Source organism: Paraprevotella clara YIT 11840, from assembly GCF_000233955.1.
GTDB classification, from domain to species: domain Bacteria; phylum Bacteroidota; class Bacteroidia; order Bacteroidales; family Bacteroidaceae; genus Paraprevotella; species Paraprevotella clara.
In genome coordinates this window covers 108704-125636 of record NZ_JH376597.1, presented here as the reverse complement: position 1 = coordinate 125636, position 16933 = coordinate 108704, and the positions used below count along the sequence as shown (strand labels likewise).

The window sequence follows — 16933 nt, the reverse complement described above, 5'->3', positions numbered from 1 at the left end:
TGAATCATGGAGATACAAGGTTTACAGGCCCTCTATGCAGGGCATAAGTCGGTAAAGGCTTTGGCAAAGGCTTTGCAGGACGGTTCCGCGCGGACGATTTTCGCGGAAGGACTGTGCGCGTCGGCCGCTCCTTTGCTGTTCAGCAGTGTGGCCGCAGCTTGTCCGCAGGTGATGGCTTGTCCGTATGTTTTCGTGCTGGATGATGCGGAAGAGGCCGGGTATTTTTATCACGACCTGACGCAGATTTTGGGTGAGCAGGAAGTGTTCTATTTTCCTTCTTCGTTCCGCCGGGCGGTGAAGTTCGGGCAGCGGGACGCAGCCAACGAGATACTCCGCACGGAGGTTATCAGCCGTTTGTCGGCAGGGCATCGTCCGCTTTTCGTGGTCACTTATCCCGAGGCGGTGATGGAAAAAGTCGTGTCGCGGCAGAAACTGGATGAGCAGACGCTGAGGCTGCATGCCGGCGAGCGGGTGGACATCACGTTCGTGGAGGAGACTTTGCGTGCGTTCGGTTTCCGGCGTGTGGATTATGTTTACGAACCGGGGCAGTTTGCCGTGCGTGGCAGTATTCTCGATGTCTTTTCATTCTCCTCGGAATGGCCTTACCGGGTAGACTTTTTCGGCGATGAAGTGGACAGCATCCGTACGTTTGAGGTGCAGACACAACTCTCGCGCGACAAACAGGAAGAAATCGTCATCGTGCCCGAACTGGCCGGTTACGTGCAGGGAAAGGTGCCGTTCACGGACTTCCTGCCTCCGGAGACCGTCTTGGTGATGAAGGATTTGTTTTTCTTGCGCGACGTGGCCGACCGGGTATATGCCGACGGCTTTTCGGCGCAGGCTCTGATGGACGAGCAGGCCCGGACGGAGATGGAAGAGGCGGAGCGGCACGAGAAACTTCGTGCCGACCTGATGCTTGTCGACGGGTCGGCCTTGATGAAGGGAATGCTCGATTTCCGCAGGGTAGAGGTGGGGAACAAGCCGTCCGCCACACCGCAGGCCACCGTGCGTTTCCACCTGACGGCACAACCTATATTCCATAAGAATTTTGAATTGGTGACCCGTACTTTCCATGAGTATCTGGAAAAGGGATACACCTTATATATATTGGCCGATTCTGCCAAACAGACCGACCGGTTGGCTTCCATTTTCACGGAACAGGCTTCGGGTATCGGTTTTACTCCCGTGAACCGTACTTTGCATGCCGGGTTTGCCGACGACGACCTCAAGGCGTGCTTTTTCACCGACCATCAGATTTTCGACCGTTTCCATAAATATAACCTTCGCAGCGACAAGGCGCGGAGCGGCAAAGTGGCTCTTTCGTTGAAAGAGCTTCAGGAGTTCAACATCGGCGATTACGTGGTCCACGTAGACCATGGGGTCGGAAAGTTTGGCGGTTTGGTGCGCATTCCCAATGGCGACACCATGCAGGAAGTCATCAAGATTATCTACCAGAACGACGATGTGGTGTTCGTCTCCATTCACTCCCTGCACAAGGTGAGCAAATACCGTGGCAAGGAGGGCGAGCCTCCCCGGTTGAACAAGTTGGGCACGGGGGCATGGGAACGCCTGAAAGAGCGGACGAAGACCAAAATCAAGGATATCGCACGCGACCTCATCAAGTTGTATTCCCTGCGCCGTCAGGAGAAAGGTTTCGCCTTCAGTCCCGACAGTTTCATGCAGCACGAGCTCGAGGCAAGCTTCCTCTACGAGGACACGCCCGACCAGTTGAAGGCCACGCAGGCCGTAAAGGCCGACATGGAGCGCGACCGTCCGATGGACCGTCTGGTGTGTGGGGATGTGGGATTCGGCAAGACCGAGGTGGCCATCCGCGCTGCCTTCAAGGCTTGTGCGGACAATAAGCAGGTGGCGGTGTTGGTGCCTACCACCGTGTTGGCCTATCAGCATTTCCAGACTTTTTCGTCGCGTCTGAAAGGGATGCCCGTTCGGGTGGATTACCTGAGCCGTGCCCGTAGTGCAGCCAAGACCAAAGAAATATTGAGGGATTTGGCCGACGGGAAGATCAATATCATTGTGGGGACGCACAAACTGATAGGCAAGTCGGTGAAGTTTAAGGACCTCGGCCTGTTGATTATCGACGAAGAGCAGAAGTTCGGGGTGGCTACCAAAGAAAAGCTGCGGCAGATGAAGGTCAACGTGGACACGCTGACGCTTACCGCCACGCCGATTCCGCGTACGTTGCAGTTCTCCCTGATGGGGGCACGCGATTTGTCGGTCATACAGACCCCGCCGCCCAACCGTTATCCCGTGCAGACCGAGGTGCATACGTTCAGTGCGGAGCTGATAGCCGAGGCGGTCAACTTCGAGATGAGCCGCAACGGGCAGGTGTTCATCGTGAACAACCGTATTTCCAGTCTTTACGATTTGGAGGCTCTGTTGCACAAGCATGTGCCGGATGCCCGCGTTTGCGTGGGGCACGGGCAGATGCCGCCGGAAGAACTGGAGAACATCATCTTCGGTTTCGTACATTATGATTACGACGTGTTGGTGTCCACCACCATCATCGAGAGCGGTATAGACATCCCCAATGCCAATACGATTATCATCAACGGGGCGCAGAACTTTGGTCTGAGCGACTTGCATCAGATGCGAGGCCGCGTAGGGCGCAGCAACAAGAAAGCTTTCTGTTATCTTTTGGCGCCTCCTTTGGCTGCCTTGACACCGGAAGCGCGCCGCCGCCTGCAGGCCATCGAGAATTTCAGCGACCTCGGTTCGGGTATCCACATCGCCATGCAGGACTTGGATATCCGTGGGGCGGGTAACCTGTTGGGAGCCGAGCAGAGCGGTTTCATCGCCGACCTGGGATATGAGACCTATCAGAAAATCTTGTCCGAGGCCGTGAAGGAACTGAAGAACGATGAGTTCGGCGACCTCTATGCCGAGGAAATCAGGAAGGGGAACGACTTGGGCGGTGAGAACTTTGTGGACGAGTGCGCGTTGGAGAGCGACTTGCAGATGTCTTTTCCCGATGATTATGTGCCCAGCAGCAGCGAGCGCATGCTCCTCTACCGCGAATTGGACGGTCTGGAGCGCGACGAAGACGTGGAAGCATTCCGTTTGCGCATGAAAGACCGTTTCGGAGAGATTCCGGAGGAGGGCGAGGAATTGATTCGTGTAGTGACGCTCCGTCGTCTCGGCAAGTGCCTCGGTGCAGAAAAGATATTCCTCAAGGCCGGGCGCATGGTGCTTTATTTCGTGCAGAACGAGAAGAGTGCTTATTTCGAGAGCAAGGCTTTTGGGCAGTGCATCGCATACGCTGCCATGAATGCCCATCGCAGCAACCTGCGTGAGGCTAACGGCCGCCGTTCGATGGTGATTCAGGAAGTGCGTTCGGTGAAAGATGCCGTCGGGATACTCCGGCAGATTTCGGAGTTGCAGGCGGTGTGAACACATGCTTGAAGGCGTGTTTCTTTTACCCGTTTGTACTTTTGCCGGAATCTTCGTACCTTTGGGGGCTTTATAAGAACAAAAGTAGTCAGACGACAATAAAGATAAACATATAAATAGTGGAATAGCGATTCCATTCAGCTTTTAAGAAAACGAGCTTTTAGCTTACATTCTCACTGTCTGAAAACCGCCAAAATTTGAAGATCAGAGGATAAGCTACGAGAGGTTCGCGTCCTAACGGGCGTGAACCGTCTGTGCTTATATGCGATCTTCAGGTTACTTGGCGGTACCTCAGGCAGGCAATAAGCACTGGATGGTTTACGCTTTTGTTTTTATGGTACACATTGGTCAGCTCATCGAACAGGAACTGCGCCGCCAGCGACGTTCCGTGTCATGGTTCGCAAAGGAACTCTATTGCGACCGTACCAATGTGTACAAACTATTTCGTAAGGAGAGCATAGACACGTTGTTGCTCTATCGTATTTCTTGTGTTTTGTCCCATGATTTCTTTAAGTACTATACCGACGACTTTGTTTCCGATAACAAACCGTAGCGGTTTTGTCTACGGTTTGTAGCCGTTACGTCTACAAATTCTATATGTCTTAACGCATTTTCCTCCTTAACTTTGCATCAGTTTAATTTCATATTAATAATTAAAAAGAAATGTTATGAAGAAGACTTTAAAATTTTTGAGTTGGATGTTTGTGGCCGTATTATCGGTTTTGTCCTTTTCTAGTTGTAGTGATGATGATGAAGGACATCCCTATGCGGGAACAGTTTGGGAATATGAAGATATTTATGAGTCTGGTACTATAACAACGCGTATTCGCTTTGCGGATGAAACAAAAGCTTATTATGAAGTAGAACAAAGAAATGCAGGAGGTACGATTGTTGACAATACGTCAAGTCCTTATTCTTATACATATTCTGGAACTTTGATTGTATTTAGACCCCAACAAACGGGAAAGGCAAATCTTGAAGGCGTTGTTAGTGAAGGCGTTAAAATGGTATTGACTAATACTTCAAATGGAGAGGAAATCTCTATATTATATAAAAAGTAGCTTTTATTTGTAGAATGAATAAGAGAAGAAGGGGATGTTGGTTAGCTGTGTTTTCTTTGTTTTCTATAAAGATGTATTCAGTTCCTGCCTATCCTCATAAAGTCCTTTATAAGTTTGGGGACAGTACGGAAGTGTCAATTCGTCTTAAAGGCGACGAATACAACAAATGGGCTTTGACCACAGACAATTATACCTTACTACCTTCGGGAAATGAATGGTATTTTGCTAAGGCGGACAGCATGGGGAATGCTGTCCGTTCTGGTTATAAATTGTGTGCCGATGCCGAACGCCCGGAAAGTTTGCGTCGTTTTCTGGCGCAACAGCCGAAAGGGTTGTGTCCTATGGTGGATGAAGCTCAAAAGAGGAGGCTATCGTACAGAAATAAGGCTGTTGAAAAACGAGGAAGGCATGCGGCAGTCGTTGGAGAACATCGTGCCTTAGTAATCCTGATGTCATTTGCCGATGTAAGCTTCACTAAGACCGAGGCGGATTTCGATGCACTTTTCAATGAGCCTGGTTATGCCGTGGATGGGGCTCAGGGAAGCGTCTATGATTACTTCCGAGAGGTTTCCTACGGGCAGCTTTCGTTTCATTGCGACGTATTAGGGCCTTACAGGGCCGTGTATCCTATGGCTTATTATGGCTCGAACGGTTATGGCGGTTCGGATGTGAACCCGTATGTTTTGTTTCTCGAAGCCATGGAACATGCCGTGCGGGAAATCGACTTGCAGGATTATGATGCCGACGGAGACGGTTATGTGGACAACGTGCATATCGTGTTTGCCGGATATGGTGAAGAAGCCGGGGCTTCTCCCTCCGCCATCTGGTCGCATGAGGCCATGTTCCCGGAAATCACCATGCAAGGCATGAAGATAGACCGTTATTCCTGTACGCCGGAGCTACGGGGAAACCGTGGAGGAGGTATATCACGTATCGGACCTTGCTGCCACGAAATGGGGCATGCTTTGGGAGCGATGGACTATTACGATACCGATTATACCACGGGCGGTAGTTTCGAGGGCACGGGCGTATGGGATGTCATGGCGCAAGGCAGTTGGAACAACGACGGTATCACCCCGGCACATTTCAACCCTTACGTGAAAGCCTATGATTTCGGTTGGGTGGGTGTGACTACGTTAACGCATACAGGAGATTATTCGCTCCATCCTTCCATTTGGGAGAAAGACGGCGTGTACCGGGTCGATACAGGTTCCGAGGGGGATTTTTATTTGTTGGAGAGCCGTGTTCGTGACGGGTTCGATACGGTATTGCCCGGTGAAGGGCTGATGGTGTATCACGTGCATCCCCGGATTAAGGAAGGGGCGTATGGCAATACGATAAACGCTTCGGCACCGCAAATGATGTATCCGGTGTGTGCTTCTTCGTCTGTGTCCGTTCCCTCATCTTCTTCTTATTCATACGGTGAGATTAATTCGGCAGGTTGCCCTTTCCCCGGTTCGTCTGGTAAAACGGAGTTCGGCGGGCAGACCGTTCCGGCGGCGTTTGCATGGGACGGGAGTGACGTAGGCTTCGAACTGTCCGATATAAACCGCACTGCGGACGGACAGGTTTCTTTCCGTTTTACGGTGGATGGTACGGTTTCGTCTTCGGAATGGAAGACGGAATGGAACGAAAGTTTTGAGAATCCCTCTTCCGCTTCATCATGGTTGGTGTCGAGCCAATGGGGCTATACAACGGAATGGGAACGTATGATGGCTGACAGTTCCGGAGGAATAGGGGAAATCGCTTCGTGGGACTACATAACCGATGCGGCAGATGGCTCATATTATATGGGGTTGGTACAGCGGTTTATGTTGGGAAGTTTGGGAGGTGTGATGGTGTCACCGCCCGTGACGGACAATCCCGACGGTAATGCCAAATTGCGTTTTTTTTACCAGAACAAGGCACGAAGCGGAGGACAGGTTACGTTGGAAGTGTATTGTAAAAAGGAAACCTCGAAGGAATGGATTCCTTTGCAGGTTTTGGATGCAATAACCGGTACGTGGACGAAACAGGAAGTGGATTTGCCCGTGAGCACGGAACGCCTTCAAGTCATATTCTTGGCCAAAACGGAAGGAGCTTGTGGGGCGTTTGTAGATGATGTATCTATATTGAAGCCAAGAAAGGGCGACGCGCTTGAAGTTGCAAGCAAACCGGCCGGTTGCCAAATCGGCGCGAGGGAGGGATGTTTGTGGGTGTCTTTGTCCGTTCCGTCTGTCTTGTCCGTCTATGCTTGGGATGGCCGCCGGATACTGTCCGGTCGTTACGAAGCAGGGGAACAGACGTTCCGTTTGCCGTCCGGCATCTATGTGGTACGAATCGGGGAGTACGTTCAGAAAGTTCGGATTCATAATTGAATCCGGACATCCGACGGCGACAGGACATTCCATCCTTGTATTATGCCATTGAAAAACAAAGATTTTGTTTTGTAGCTTGAGTAAAATGAACTATATTTGTCCGTAAAGTTTGATAGATGTGGTTTTAAAAGAAGGACGGTATGGAAAAGGTGGATATGAATTACAGCTTCTTTAGCGGTAAAGAGCCGACTGATGCCCAGCTTGCTCAGTTAATGCGAGAAGCCTGTTCGGATGCTGTAGAACGGGCACGGGAAGCTGATGTTAAGTTTGAAGCAGAGTTGGAAAATATGGCGCGTCAGTATATGGCTGAATATAAAACTCGTTATGGGAGAACGTAAACCGCTATTGATTGTTGTAGCCGGACCCAATGGTTCCGGTAAAACAACTATTACCGCGAAGGTCTTACATCATGAATGGATGGAAGACAGTTATTATATCAACCCGGACAATATAGCCGAAGAGCGATTCGGTGGGTGGAATTCCATGGATGCTGTTTATAAAGCTGCGTTATACGCTGCACGTTTACGGGAAAGGCTTTTAGCAGAGCGCAAAAGTATGATTTTTGAGACTGTGATGTCTGCCCCTGATAAGGTTGATTTTATTCGCCGGGCAAAAGATGCCGGTTTTTTTGTTCGTGTCTTTTTTATTTCTACAAGTTCGCCTAAGATAAATGCGTCCCGTATAGCAGCTAGAGTTATGGAGGGTGGGCATGATGTTCCTATCTCTAAGATTATTTCGCGATATCAGAAATCTATTTCTAATTGTCGTATAGTTTCTTCTTTTGTGGATCGTACTTACGTGTATGACAATTCTATGGATGGGGTAGAAGCAAGGCTTTTGTATAGGATGAAAGATGGCCTGCTTTTTAAGAAGTACGTAACGGATATTCCCTTTTGGGCACGAATTATTTCTAGTGTAGACGAATAAAACTTTAGTTGGCCGTGGCACCGGTTTCTTCTCGCTGGCAGGAGAAGGAGAACGGCGGTGTGAGGATGAGGCGGCGCACCTCCGCATTGTCCATACGTGGAATGTCGCGAATGGTCTTACCCGAACAGGCTGCTTGGATGACACGACAGAAAAGTCCGTGACTTACTGCTAATACACGTTTATCTTTGTAACGGGACACTGTATCGAGCAGGAATGTTTCCGCCCGGCGAAACATAGATTCTACGGGTTCGGCCCGGTGGTCTATCTTTGTACGTGCCTTCAGGATATCCATACCCGTAAACGGCCCCCAATCCCGTTCGCGAAGGAGAGGTGTGGATTCAAGAGGCAGGCCGTGCGGTTCATTCAGTATCATAGCGGTGTCCATACAGCGTTTCAAGTCGCTGCACAATAAAGCATCGAAACGGATATTTTTCAATTCATCCCGTAGGGCTTGTGCTTGTGCGATTCCTTCGCGCGACAAATGTCCCGGCATGTGTCCTTGCAGGATGTGGGCTGCATTTTCTTCCGTTTGTCCGTGTCTCACCAGATAAAGTTCTGTCATAAAAGATAAGATTGTCGTGTAATAAGAGGTAAAGTAAGTAAAATAAATCCGTTTAATCGGCTTTTTTGCCGATTTTTCAGGGTTTCTTTCGTTTTTTCAATGATAATATCGTACCTTAGCTGTGTATAAACATTAAACATTTACACTTATGAAGATAGTGAACAGTTATATTTTTCGTGCCGTATGCGCTTTGCTTATCGGCCTTTTGTTAGTATCCAATCCAGAGAGGATGACCGGATTGTTGGTGCAGGTAATCGGTGGATTGTTTCTGATTTCCGGATTAGTCTCGCTCATTAATTATTTCATTATCAGTTATTCGGATAAAGTACCGGTCAAGCCCGTATTTCCTATGGTGGGGTTGGGCAGTTTGCTGTTTGGAGTATTTCTTGGTTTTTTCCCGGGGCTGTTCATTACTTATCTGATGTATATTTTCGGTTTTCTGATGGTGGTGGCCGGCATCAATCAGTTGTGGAATATGTTTCGCTTGCGTCGTTTGATACCTTTCCGTTGGTATGTTCTGTTTTTCACATTATTGATTACGGCTTTAGGCGTATTTGTGCTTTTCAATCCGTTGGAATCCGCTTCCGTCCCGTTCATTCTATTGGGAGTGAGTTTCATGCTTTATGGTGTGTCGGAATTGATTAACGGCGTGCGTTGGCGTAAATATAGCCGGATGCAACAGCAAAAGGAACAAGTATTGATTGAAAGAGAAGATGAAGAAATTTGAGGGTAATTTCACAACAATAAAGAGGGAACGACAGCATTTTGGTCGTTCCCTTTCTTATTGTTGCGAATGTCTTTTATTTTACGAGCATTTTTATGGTTTCCTTATAATCCTTGTAGATTACTTGTATCAAGTAAGTACCAGGGGGATAGTCGTGTGCGTAAACCGGAATTTCGGTTTTCCCGTTTTGGGCTGCGATTTCTTCATGCTTTATGAGGTTGCCTCTTAAAGAATAAATCCGGTAAACCACAGTTCCGTCTTGCGTGTGGTCGACGACCAATGTGGCACTCTCCCTGACAGGGTTGGGTGTCAGGTGCACGGAGAATTTTCCGGCTTCACTTGCGGCGATGCTGCTTGCCCCACCAGTAGTGAACGTTTGTTCTTCTCCGTAGGTCGTTCCGGACGCGGTTTTAGCGAAACTCCTGTATTTATATGTGGTGTAAGGTTTCAAGTCATGCAGCTCTGCTTTCATTTTCTCGCCGTCCACGATAACCGTTTGCTTGTCGGCGTAGCTTCTGGCAATATCCTCTGTCCAGTATTCAAATCCCTTTTGCAGGATTTCTTCCGAACCGCTGATGATGTAGCCCATCAATGTGACGGACGTACCGTCCGGCGATGTGATGGTGATGGTTTGCACGGTGGGCGGGAAGAGTACGAAAGCATCGGCTGTCCCGAATCCTATCCATTCGCTGAAATACTCTTTTTCTTGGTATTTCACAAAAGCGCGGTATTTATAGTAAGTACTTGGCGTTAGGCTGCGCAGGCTGAAAGCCAGTTTGCCGTCTACGGGAGGTTGTGCGAGCACGGTGTTCGACGGAACCAAATCCGGTGCGTCATATTTCCGCCACTCGAAACCGAATTGTGCGTCGCTGTAAGTGTCACACGCCGTGAGGGCATGTAATGTGGCCGAAGTGTGTGAGCATGCATCGGCAGCTTCTATGGTGGCGCTGATAGGTTGTGTCGTAAACGTGTTCCATTCGGAATAAGTACTGTTCGTACCGATTTGGATAAAGGTACGGTAAGATACAGTGGCGTGAGTCGGCAGGTCTGTCAACCGGCAGGAGGTACCTTCTTTCCGGAACGTTTCGTTTCCCACTTTCCATTCTACGCCCGAAGCGGTAATGGCGGAGGGTTCGGCCAAGTCGGACGACACCGTGACCAGTGCAGAGGTTTGCAAGGCTTCCACGACATTGCCGCCGACGGTGACCTGAAGGGTGGAGAACGAGTTCCATCCACTGGTATAAGTCCCGTGCGGAGTTTTCACGTAAGCTGTCGGGGAATAGTATCCGCCGGGATATAGTCCCGTCAGTGTTACGAGAGAGTCTTTCCCGTTGAGCACATAGTGCTCCCCGTTCAAATCCAATCCTTTTTCTATCACAGTGGCATCTCCCGTGTCGAAACGGCAAACGAGGGTCGCCGTAGTCTGTGTGGCTTCTTTCAAAGCCCAGGAAACCGCGACGGGAAGGGTAGGATAATAATCCCCGAGGTTGTTGTAGAACGTTTCCTCAATGTCGCCTTCATTTGGGATGTTTACGATGGCGTAATGCCTGATGGAGTATTTCGTGCCCTCTATCAGTCCGGAGATGGTAGTCTTGAATACATTTTTGTCAATTCCATGGGTAGAAGGATCTCCTTTCACTTTCGTCCATAGAGTCATGTCGTTCCATGCCCAGTTGTGTTTCTCTAATGTGTCGAGAGGCACGTAGTAGCAGCCGCTTTCCTTTAGCGTACCTTCTATTTTGTCCGTGTCCAATGTATGCAAGGCGGTTATGCGGGTTTGCGTGGCGTTAAGTTCTATGGTATGGCAGAGTACTCCCGTGTTTTTAGTGGTGAAGAACCGTGTGCTGCTGTAAATGGTCTCGTGTTCGGTTTTCACGATAGCTCGCATGCAATAGGACGTGTTGCCTTGCAGTCCCGTTACGGTAGCGCGTACGAATCCTGTTTCGTCCATGGGGCTGCCGTCCACAACAGCTATAATCTTGTATCCTTCTTCCAGCGGATGGCCGATGCCCACCTCGAAGCTCACTTTCTTTACTTTTGCCGGTTCACCCTTGATGAGGGCAAGCAGGTCGGCTGTAGTACGTGTGGGTTGTGCGCTCAGTTCCTCGAATAAGTTACCGGTCTTGAACTTTTTGGACGGCATGAGGTTTTCCATACCGTTTTCTTCCCATGCCAACAAGTATTCGTATTCCGTGTCAGGAGATACTTCAATGTCTGTTTCCGTGCCGCTCCATGGAATTTCCGTGTAGTCCGTTTCTGTGGTTTTCTTGTATTTCAATACCATGTTGCTTGGAACGTTGTCCGGATTCGGGGTGATTCGCTCCAGATGCGCGGTGTAATAGTTCGTTCCGGTAGAAAAGACATCCGCCGTGCGGAAATGTGGAAGGGTGTAGTTGTCCCCCGTCCAGGCGTGGCCTTTGTCCGCAGTGGCCGTGTCGTTATAGGCTTGGGCAGCCTCGTTTAAGTCCTGCCGGAAATCCTTGCCTTTCATGTCGAATACGCCTAAGATGTACTGTGACTGTTGGTAATAGTCATTGCCGATGGACTTTCCCGTTTCCGTGCTGTAATAAGTATTCCGAATGCGGGTCGGTACGTTGTATTTGTCTATCAGGTAACTGGCATCCCCTGCGATGCTACCTATCTGTTCTTCCGATCCGGTGGAACTTACCGTCCCCGAATTGTAACATCCGTAAATCAAGGGCGTGATACCTATTGTACTGTATTGGAATACGCCGGTGATACCGCCTCCGTTATTGTAGAACGTTTGTCCTTTCCGGCCGTTGCATGCGATGGCACCGATGTTGTAGCTGTTTACAATACTTCCTGAATTGTGAGAACTGATGCCGCCTACGGTGGCTTTCATGTCGCTTTGTACGGCAATGCGTCCTGTATTGCCGCTGTTGATGACGAGGCCGTAATTACTGGTGGTAATGCCGGCAGCCGAGAACGGGCTGTATACCGTTTGTGACGAACTGAACCGTATGTTTATCTCTCCTTCGTTCAGGCAGTTGTTGATGGTGGAACCGGAAAAGTTCGTACCCACAATGCCCGCCAGACTGATGCCTTCCGTCTTGTAAGACGAGCTGTTGCCCGACAGTTTGCCCCGGTTTACGCATCCGGTGATGCGTATGTTCTTTCCGTTGCAGTCGCCCGTGATGCCTCCGCCAGACACGCTGCCGCTTTCGGTGACTTCCACTGTGATTCCTCCTTCGTTCAGGCAACCGTTCACGGTGCCGTCGGTGCTGCCTGCAATGCCCCCCACGGTGAGTTCGCCACGGTATTTTTCAAAGGTGATGCTCCCGGCGAAACGGCAGGCGGCTATAGTCGTGTACGCCATGGCTTCGCCTACGATGCCGCCCACTGTGGCATCTGGAAGTTGGTTAGAGGAAGTGATTTTACATGTCTCGTCCAAAATCAGGTCATACACCACTCCATATTCGGGATTGCCATAATAGCCTTGTAAAGTGGCGATAAATCCGGAATTCCCCACACCGGCTTGTACCTGTACTCCGGATAAGGTATGCCCGTTACCATCGAAAAATCCACCGAATTTTTTGACGGGTGTCCAATAATGCGCCCCCATGTCCAAATCGTTGTCCAACACGATTCTGCTTTGCAGGAACGTGGTGCCTTGTTGGGACAAATAGGCCAACCCTGCCAACTGTTGCACTGTGGAAATGTGGTATTCCTGGCTATTGTTACCGTCCCACCATGATGTGTCGTAATTGCCTTCGTCCGTCCAGTTTCCGGTTTGTGCCCACATCATGCCGACAGACAAACAGCAGGTACACAGCGTCCATAATTTTTTCATGGTTTTTATTTTTGAAGTAAATACTATTCCTTTTTCTTCAGTTCCGCGTCAAACTGCCGGATGGCGGCCATACCCTCGTTGCAGGCGCACGGACCGCTGATGCAACCGCCCGGGCAAGCCATCACCTCAATCATGCGCGTGGGGCATTTGCCCGTTTTGGCGTACGCTTTCAGCGCGGCAATGTTTTTCTTGTTCAGGTCAGCTATCAGTGTACCTTGCAGTTCCGGGTCGCCTACCATGTTTTTTACGGCCGTGAATACACCGCCGGTCTTGGCAAAGCCGTGTGCGTCATGTCCGGCATGTTCTTCGGGCGTAAAGTCCTCACATGCCGCCATGTCTATTTCCATACCTTCAATGACGGCATCCAGTTCACGGAACGTCCATACGAAGTCTACGTTGGGATTCTCGCGTCCTTCCGCCTTTTTGGAGGCGCAGGGGGCGATGAACACCGTCAGGGCTTCCGGATGTTTTTTGCGGGCATATTCCGCTACGTAGTACATGGGAGAACCCGTAGAAGACACGTAAGGCATGATTTCGGGGATGTGCTTCCGCGCCAACTGTACGTAAGCCGAGCAGCAACTGGTGGTCATGAACGCAGCTCCGCTTTCCAATTTCTCTTTGAATTCTTCCGCTTCCCGCCGTATGGTTTCTTCGGCGCCGTATGCCACTTCGAGTACGTCGCTGAAACCGATGGCTTTCAATGCACCGAATACTTTCTCTACAGGCTGTTTGAATTGGGCCAACACGGAGGGGGCCACCATAGCCACTACTTGTCGTCCTTCCTTGATGCGGTTCAGCACATCGAATACGGCACATTGGTCGAATATGGCACCGAACGGACAAGCGTTCAGGCATTTGCCGCAATAGATACATTTTTCCGGGTCGATATGCTCTACGCCGTATTCGTCTTTGGAAATGGCTTTCACGGGACAAGCCTCTTCGCACGGCACAGGAATGTACACGATAGCGTGGTAAGGGCATACCTGATGGCACCGGCCGCAACTGATACATTTTTCGTGGTCGATGTAGGCTTTTCCTTCGCTGTCGTAGTGAATGGCATCTTTCGGACAGTTGTTGTAGCAAGGCCGCGCGGCACAGCCACGGCACAGGTTCGTCACCTCGTAGTTGATTTTCACGCACGAAGAGCACGCTTCGTCCATTACGCTGAGGATACTTTTCTCCGAATCGATTTCTTTTCGTTCCATCATGCGGGCGGCGTAGGTAGACAGACGTTCGGTTTCGTCGGTTTCATCCGTCATGTCGAAGCCCATCATGGCCATGGTCTTGTATTTTGTCACTGCACGTTCTTTATACACGCAGCAGCGTCCCAACGGTTTTTGCTTGCGTGGATGCAGTTCCACAGGCAGCCGGTCTACTTTTTCTAATAACTCGTTTTCTTTCCACATTTTCACCAAACGCGCCAATAATTGGTAGCGGATGAACATGATGTTGTTGTTATATGCCATCGTTTAGGATTATTTAGTTTTGATTATTGGACAAATCTACGAAAAAAAAGGCAATCTTTTGTATCTTTGTGTTAATTTTATGACAGAATGTTTCAATAATATTTCAGAAAGCGGTTTTTCTACCCTGTTGGATGTACTTTTGGCTGGAAAAAGTCCCGGTAGGGAAGGTTGGAGATTGTTACTTGCCGGTTTGGACGACGGGCAGGATGAGTCTCTTCGTGCCCTTGCGGCAGAGGCTGCCCGGAAGCGTTTCGGGAACGGGATATTCATTCGCGGACTCGTTGAAATCTCTTCGTGGTGTCGCAACAACTGTTATTATTGCGGGCTTCGCCGTTCCAACCGTTTCGCCTCGCGCTACCGTTTGTCTCAGGAGCAAATACTCGATTGTTGCCGGGAGGGGGCACGGCTCGGCTTCGGGACTTTTGTCTTGCAGGGCGGAGAAGACGGGGAACAAGATGAGGATTGGATTGAAGAATTGGTGGGCAAGCTCCGCGCGGAGTTCCCCGGACATGCCATCACGCTGTCTGTGGGGGAACGAGACGGGGAGGTGTACCGCCGGTGGCGTGATGCAGGGGCGGATCGTTACCTGCTTCGCCACGAAACACGGAATGAGGCGCATTATGCCCTTTTGCATCCACGTGAGATGGACGGTGCACGGCGTCGGGAATGCTTGCGGACGCTGAAAGCTTTGGGGTATCAGACTGGAGCCGGCATGATGGTGGGGTCGCCCGGTCAGACATGGGATTGCTTGTTGGACGACATTGCTTTTTTGGAAGAATTGGAACCGGAAATGATAGGCATGGGTCCTTTCGTTCCGGCTGCCCATACGCCTTTTGCCCGTCATCCGGCCGGGTCGGTGTCTTTGACGCTCCGCTTGATTGCATTGATGAGGCTGCGTTTTCCGGAGGCATTGATTCCGGCCACCACGGCTTTGGCTACGTTAGACGCACACGGGCGTGAGGCCGGTATCTTGGCGGGGGCAAACGTGGTGATGCCTAACTTATCCCCTTTGACCGTGAGGGGGCAATACAGTATTTACGACCATAAAGCGTCCGGAGGGAGCGAGGCAGCCGAAGGGTTGCACCGTCTGGAGCAGGATTTGAAAAAAATAGGCTACCACATCTCATACGGTCGCGGAGACAGTCTGGGACATGGGGGAGGAAAGTAGCTGTAGAACGATTAGATATGAAGATAATGTATGATGTGAAATCGGAACGCGCCGAAGAGTTTATCTCCGACGCGGAGATACGTGAGACAATGGCATACGCCGAGGCGCATAAGGACGACCGTCCGCTCATCGTGTCCATATTGGAGAAAGCACGCCTTTGCAAAGGGCTTACCCATCGCGAGGCGGCCGTGCTGTTGGCTTCCGGGCAGCAGGACCTGACGGAAGAGATGTTTGCCTTGGCACGCGACATCAAGCAGCGTTTTTATGGCAACCGCATCGTGATGTTCGCCCCGTTGTACCTTTCCAATTATTGTGTGAACGGTTGTGTGTATTGCCCGTACCATGCCAAGAACAAGACGATACGCCGCCGTAAGCTGACGCAGGAAGAAATCCGCAGGGAAGTCATCGCCTTGCAGGACATGGGACACAAGCGGTTGGCTTTGGAGACCGGCGAGGACCCGCGTAACAACCCTATCGAATATGTGTTGGAGAGCATCCGTACGATTTACGGCATCAAGCATAAGAACGGGGCCATCCGGCGCGTGAATGTGAACATTGCCGCCACGACGGTGGAGAACTACCGCCGCTTGAAAGACGCGGGCATCGGTACGTATATTCTTTTTCAGGAGACGTATAACCGGACGAATTATGAGTTACTTCATCCTACGGGACCGAAGAGCGACTATGCCTACCACACCGAGGCCATGGACCGTGCCATGACGGGCGGTATCGACGATGTGGGTATCGGCGTGTTGTTCGGGTTGGAGACTTATCGTTACGACTTCATCGGTTTGCTGATGCATGCCGAGCATCTGGAGGCCCGTTTCGGGGTCGGGCCGCACACCATCAGCGTGCCACGCCTGTGTCCGGCCGACGACATAGACACGGCGGATTTCAAGAACTGTGTGCCGGACGAGATTTTCCATAAGATTGTGGCGGTGCTCCGTATTGCCGTGCCTTATACGGGAATGATCGTGTCCACGCGAGAGACGCCTGCCAGTCGGGAGAAGGTATTGGAATTGGGCGTGTCGCAGTTGAGCGGCGGTTCCCGTACCAGCGTGGGAGGATATGTGCAAGAAGAGACGGAGGAGAACTCCGCCCAGTTCGACGTGTCCGACCGCCGTTCGTTGGACGAGGTGGTGGGATGGCTGCTCGATTTGGGCTACCTGCCCAGTTTTTGCACGGCCTGCTACCGTGAGGGGCGTACGGGCGACCGTTTCATGTCGTTGGTGAAGAAGGGACAGATTGCCAACTGTTGCCTGCCCAATGCCTTGCTGACCCTGAAAGAGTATTTGAATGATTATGCGTCGCCTGCCACCCGTGCGAAAGGAGAGGCCATGATTGCCCGTTTGTTGGAAACCGTGCCCGGCGGACGGGTTCGGGAGAACGCTCGCTGCTATTTGAAAGCCATAGAGGATGGCGGACGTGATTTCCGTTTTTAAAGTGTAG

The 16933-nt window shown here is 50.7% G+C and carries 12 protein-coding genes; 9 read left to right on the top strand and 3 right to left on the bottom strand.

Going from position 1 to position 16933, the window contains the following annotated elements; all coding sequences use genetic code 11:
• Window positions 1-6 precede the first annotated feature (6 nt).
• The 6 genes from mfd to HMPREF9441_RS06765 all read left to right on the top strand — a co-directional run bounded on the left by mfd (window position 7) and on the right by HMPREF9441_RS06765 (window position 7753).
• Complete coding sequence (mfd, locus tag HMPREF9441_RS06790; protein ID WP_008619505.1) at window positions 7-3408, top strand: transcription-repair coupling factor; 3402 nt, start codon at window positions 7-9, stop codon at window positions 3406-3408.
• A 334-nt stretch (window positions 3409-3742) separates the two neighbouring features.
• Complete coding sequence (locus tag HMPREF9441_RS06785) at window positions 3743-3961, top strand: hypothetical protein (RefSeq protein ID WP_021981582.1); 219 nt, start codon at window positions 3743-3745, stop codon at window positions 3959-3961.
• A gap of 115 nt (window positions 3962-4076) precedes the next feature.
• Window positions 4077-4469 (top strand): hypothetical protein, encoded by a 393-nt coding sequence (locus HMPREF9441_RS06780; protein WP_008619499.1) that lies wholly within the window; start codon window positions 4077-4079, stop codon window positions 4467-4469.
• A gap of 71 nt (window positions 4470-4540) precedes the next feature.
• Window positions 4541-6826 carry a M6 family metalloprotease domain-containing protein gene (locus tag HMPREF9441_RS06775; RefSeq protein ID WP_008619497.1) on the top strand — a complete coding sequence of 762 codons (2286 nt, stop codon included), beginning with the start codon at window positions 4541-4543 and terminating at the stop codon, window positions 6824-6826.
• A gap of 140 nt (window positions 6827-6966) precedes the next feature.
• Window positions 6967-7164 carry a hypothetical protein gene (locus tag HMPREF9441_RS06770; protein ID WP_008619495.1) on the top strand — a complete coding sequence of 66 codons (198 nt, stop codon included), beginning with the start codon at window positions 6967-6969 and terminating at the stop codon, window positions 7162-7164.
• Window positions 7151-7753, top strand: coding sequence for a zeta toxin family protein (locus HMPREF9441_RS06765; RefSeq protein ID WP_008619494.1), 603 nt, complete (start codon window positions 7151-7153; stop codon window positions 7751-7753). The genes HMPREF9441_RS06770 and HMPREF9441_RS06765 overlap by 14 nt, the downstream gene beginning before the upstream one ends.
• 4 nt (window positions 7754-7757) lie before the next feature.
• Here the strand turns inward: HMPREF9441_RS06765 and HMPREF9441_RS06760 are convergent, their stop codons facing one another.
• Complete coding sequence (locus HMPREF9441_RS06760; protein ID WP_008619493.1) at window positions 7758-8315, bottom strand: histidine phosphatase family protein; 558 nt, start codon at window positions 8313-8315, stop codon at window positions 7758-7760.
• 148 nt (window positions 8316-8463) lie between these two features.
• Between HMPREF9441_RS06760 and HMPREF9441_RS06755 the strand changes: the two genes are divergently transcribed.
• A complete protein-coding gene (locus tag HMPREF9441_RS06755; protein WP_008619491.1) occupies window positions 8464-9042 on the top strand; it encodes an HdeD family acid-resistance protein in 579 nt (192 codons plus the stop codon).
• 73 nt (window positions 9043-9115) lie between these two features.
• On the opposite strand, the gene HMPREF9441_RS06750 is transcribed toward HMPREF9441_RS06755, so the two are convergent.
• Both HMPREF9441_RS06750 and HMPREF9441_RS06745 read right to left on the bottom strand, forming a co-directional pair.
• Entirely contained in the window at window positions 9116-12850 is a 3735-nt protein-coding gene (locus HMPREF9441_RS06750; RefSeq protein WP_244949658.1) for a T9SS type A sorting domain-containing protein, read from the bottom strand.
• A 23-nt stretch (window positions 12851-12873) separates the two neighbouring features.
• Window positions 12874-14316 (bottom strand): monomeric [FeFe] hydrogenase, encoded by a 1443-nt coding sequence (locus HMPREF9441_RS06745; protein ID WP_008619489.1) that lies wholly within the window; start codon window positions 14314-14316, stop codon window positions 12874-12876.
• A 79-nt stretch (window positions 14317-14395) separates the two neighbouring features.
• Here HMPREF9441_RS06745 and hydE point away from each other — a divergent pair, with 79 nt between their 5' ends.
• Together hydE and hydG are read left to right on the top strand one after the other, a co-directional pair.
• Window positions 14396-15484 carry a [FeFe] hydrogenase H-cluster radical SAM maturase HydE gene (hydE, locus tag HMPREF9441_RS06740; protein WP_407946614.1) on the top strand — a complete coding sequence of 363 codons (1089 nt, stop codon included), beginning with the start codon at window positions 14396-14398 and terminating at the stop codon, window positions 15482-15484.
• A gap of 26 nt (window positions 15485-15510) precedes the next feature.
• Entirely contained in the window at window positions 15511-16926 is a 1416-nt protein-coding gene (gene hydG / locus HMPREF9441_RS06735; protein WP_087943192.1) for a [FeFe] hydrogenase H-cluster radical SAM maturase HydG, read from the top strand.
• The last annotated feature ends 7 nt before the right edge of the window (window positions 16927-16933 follow it).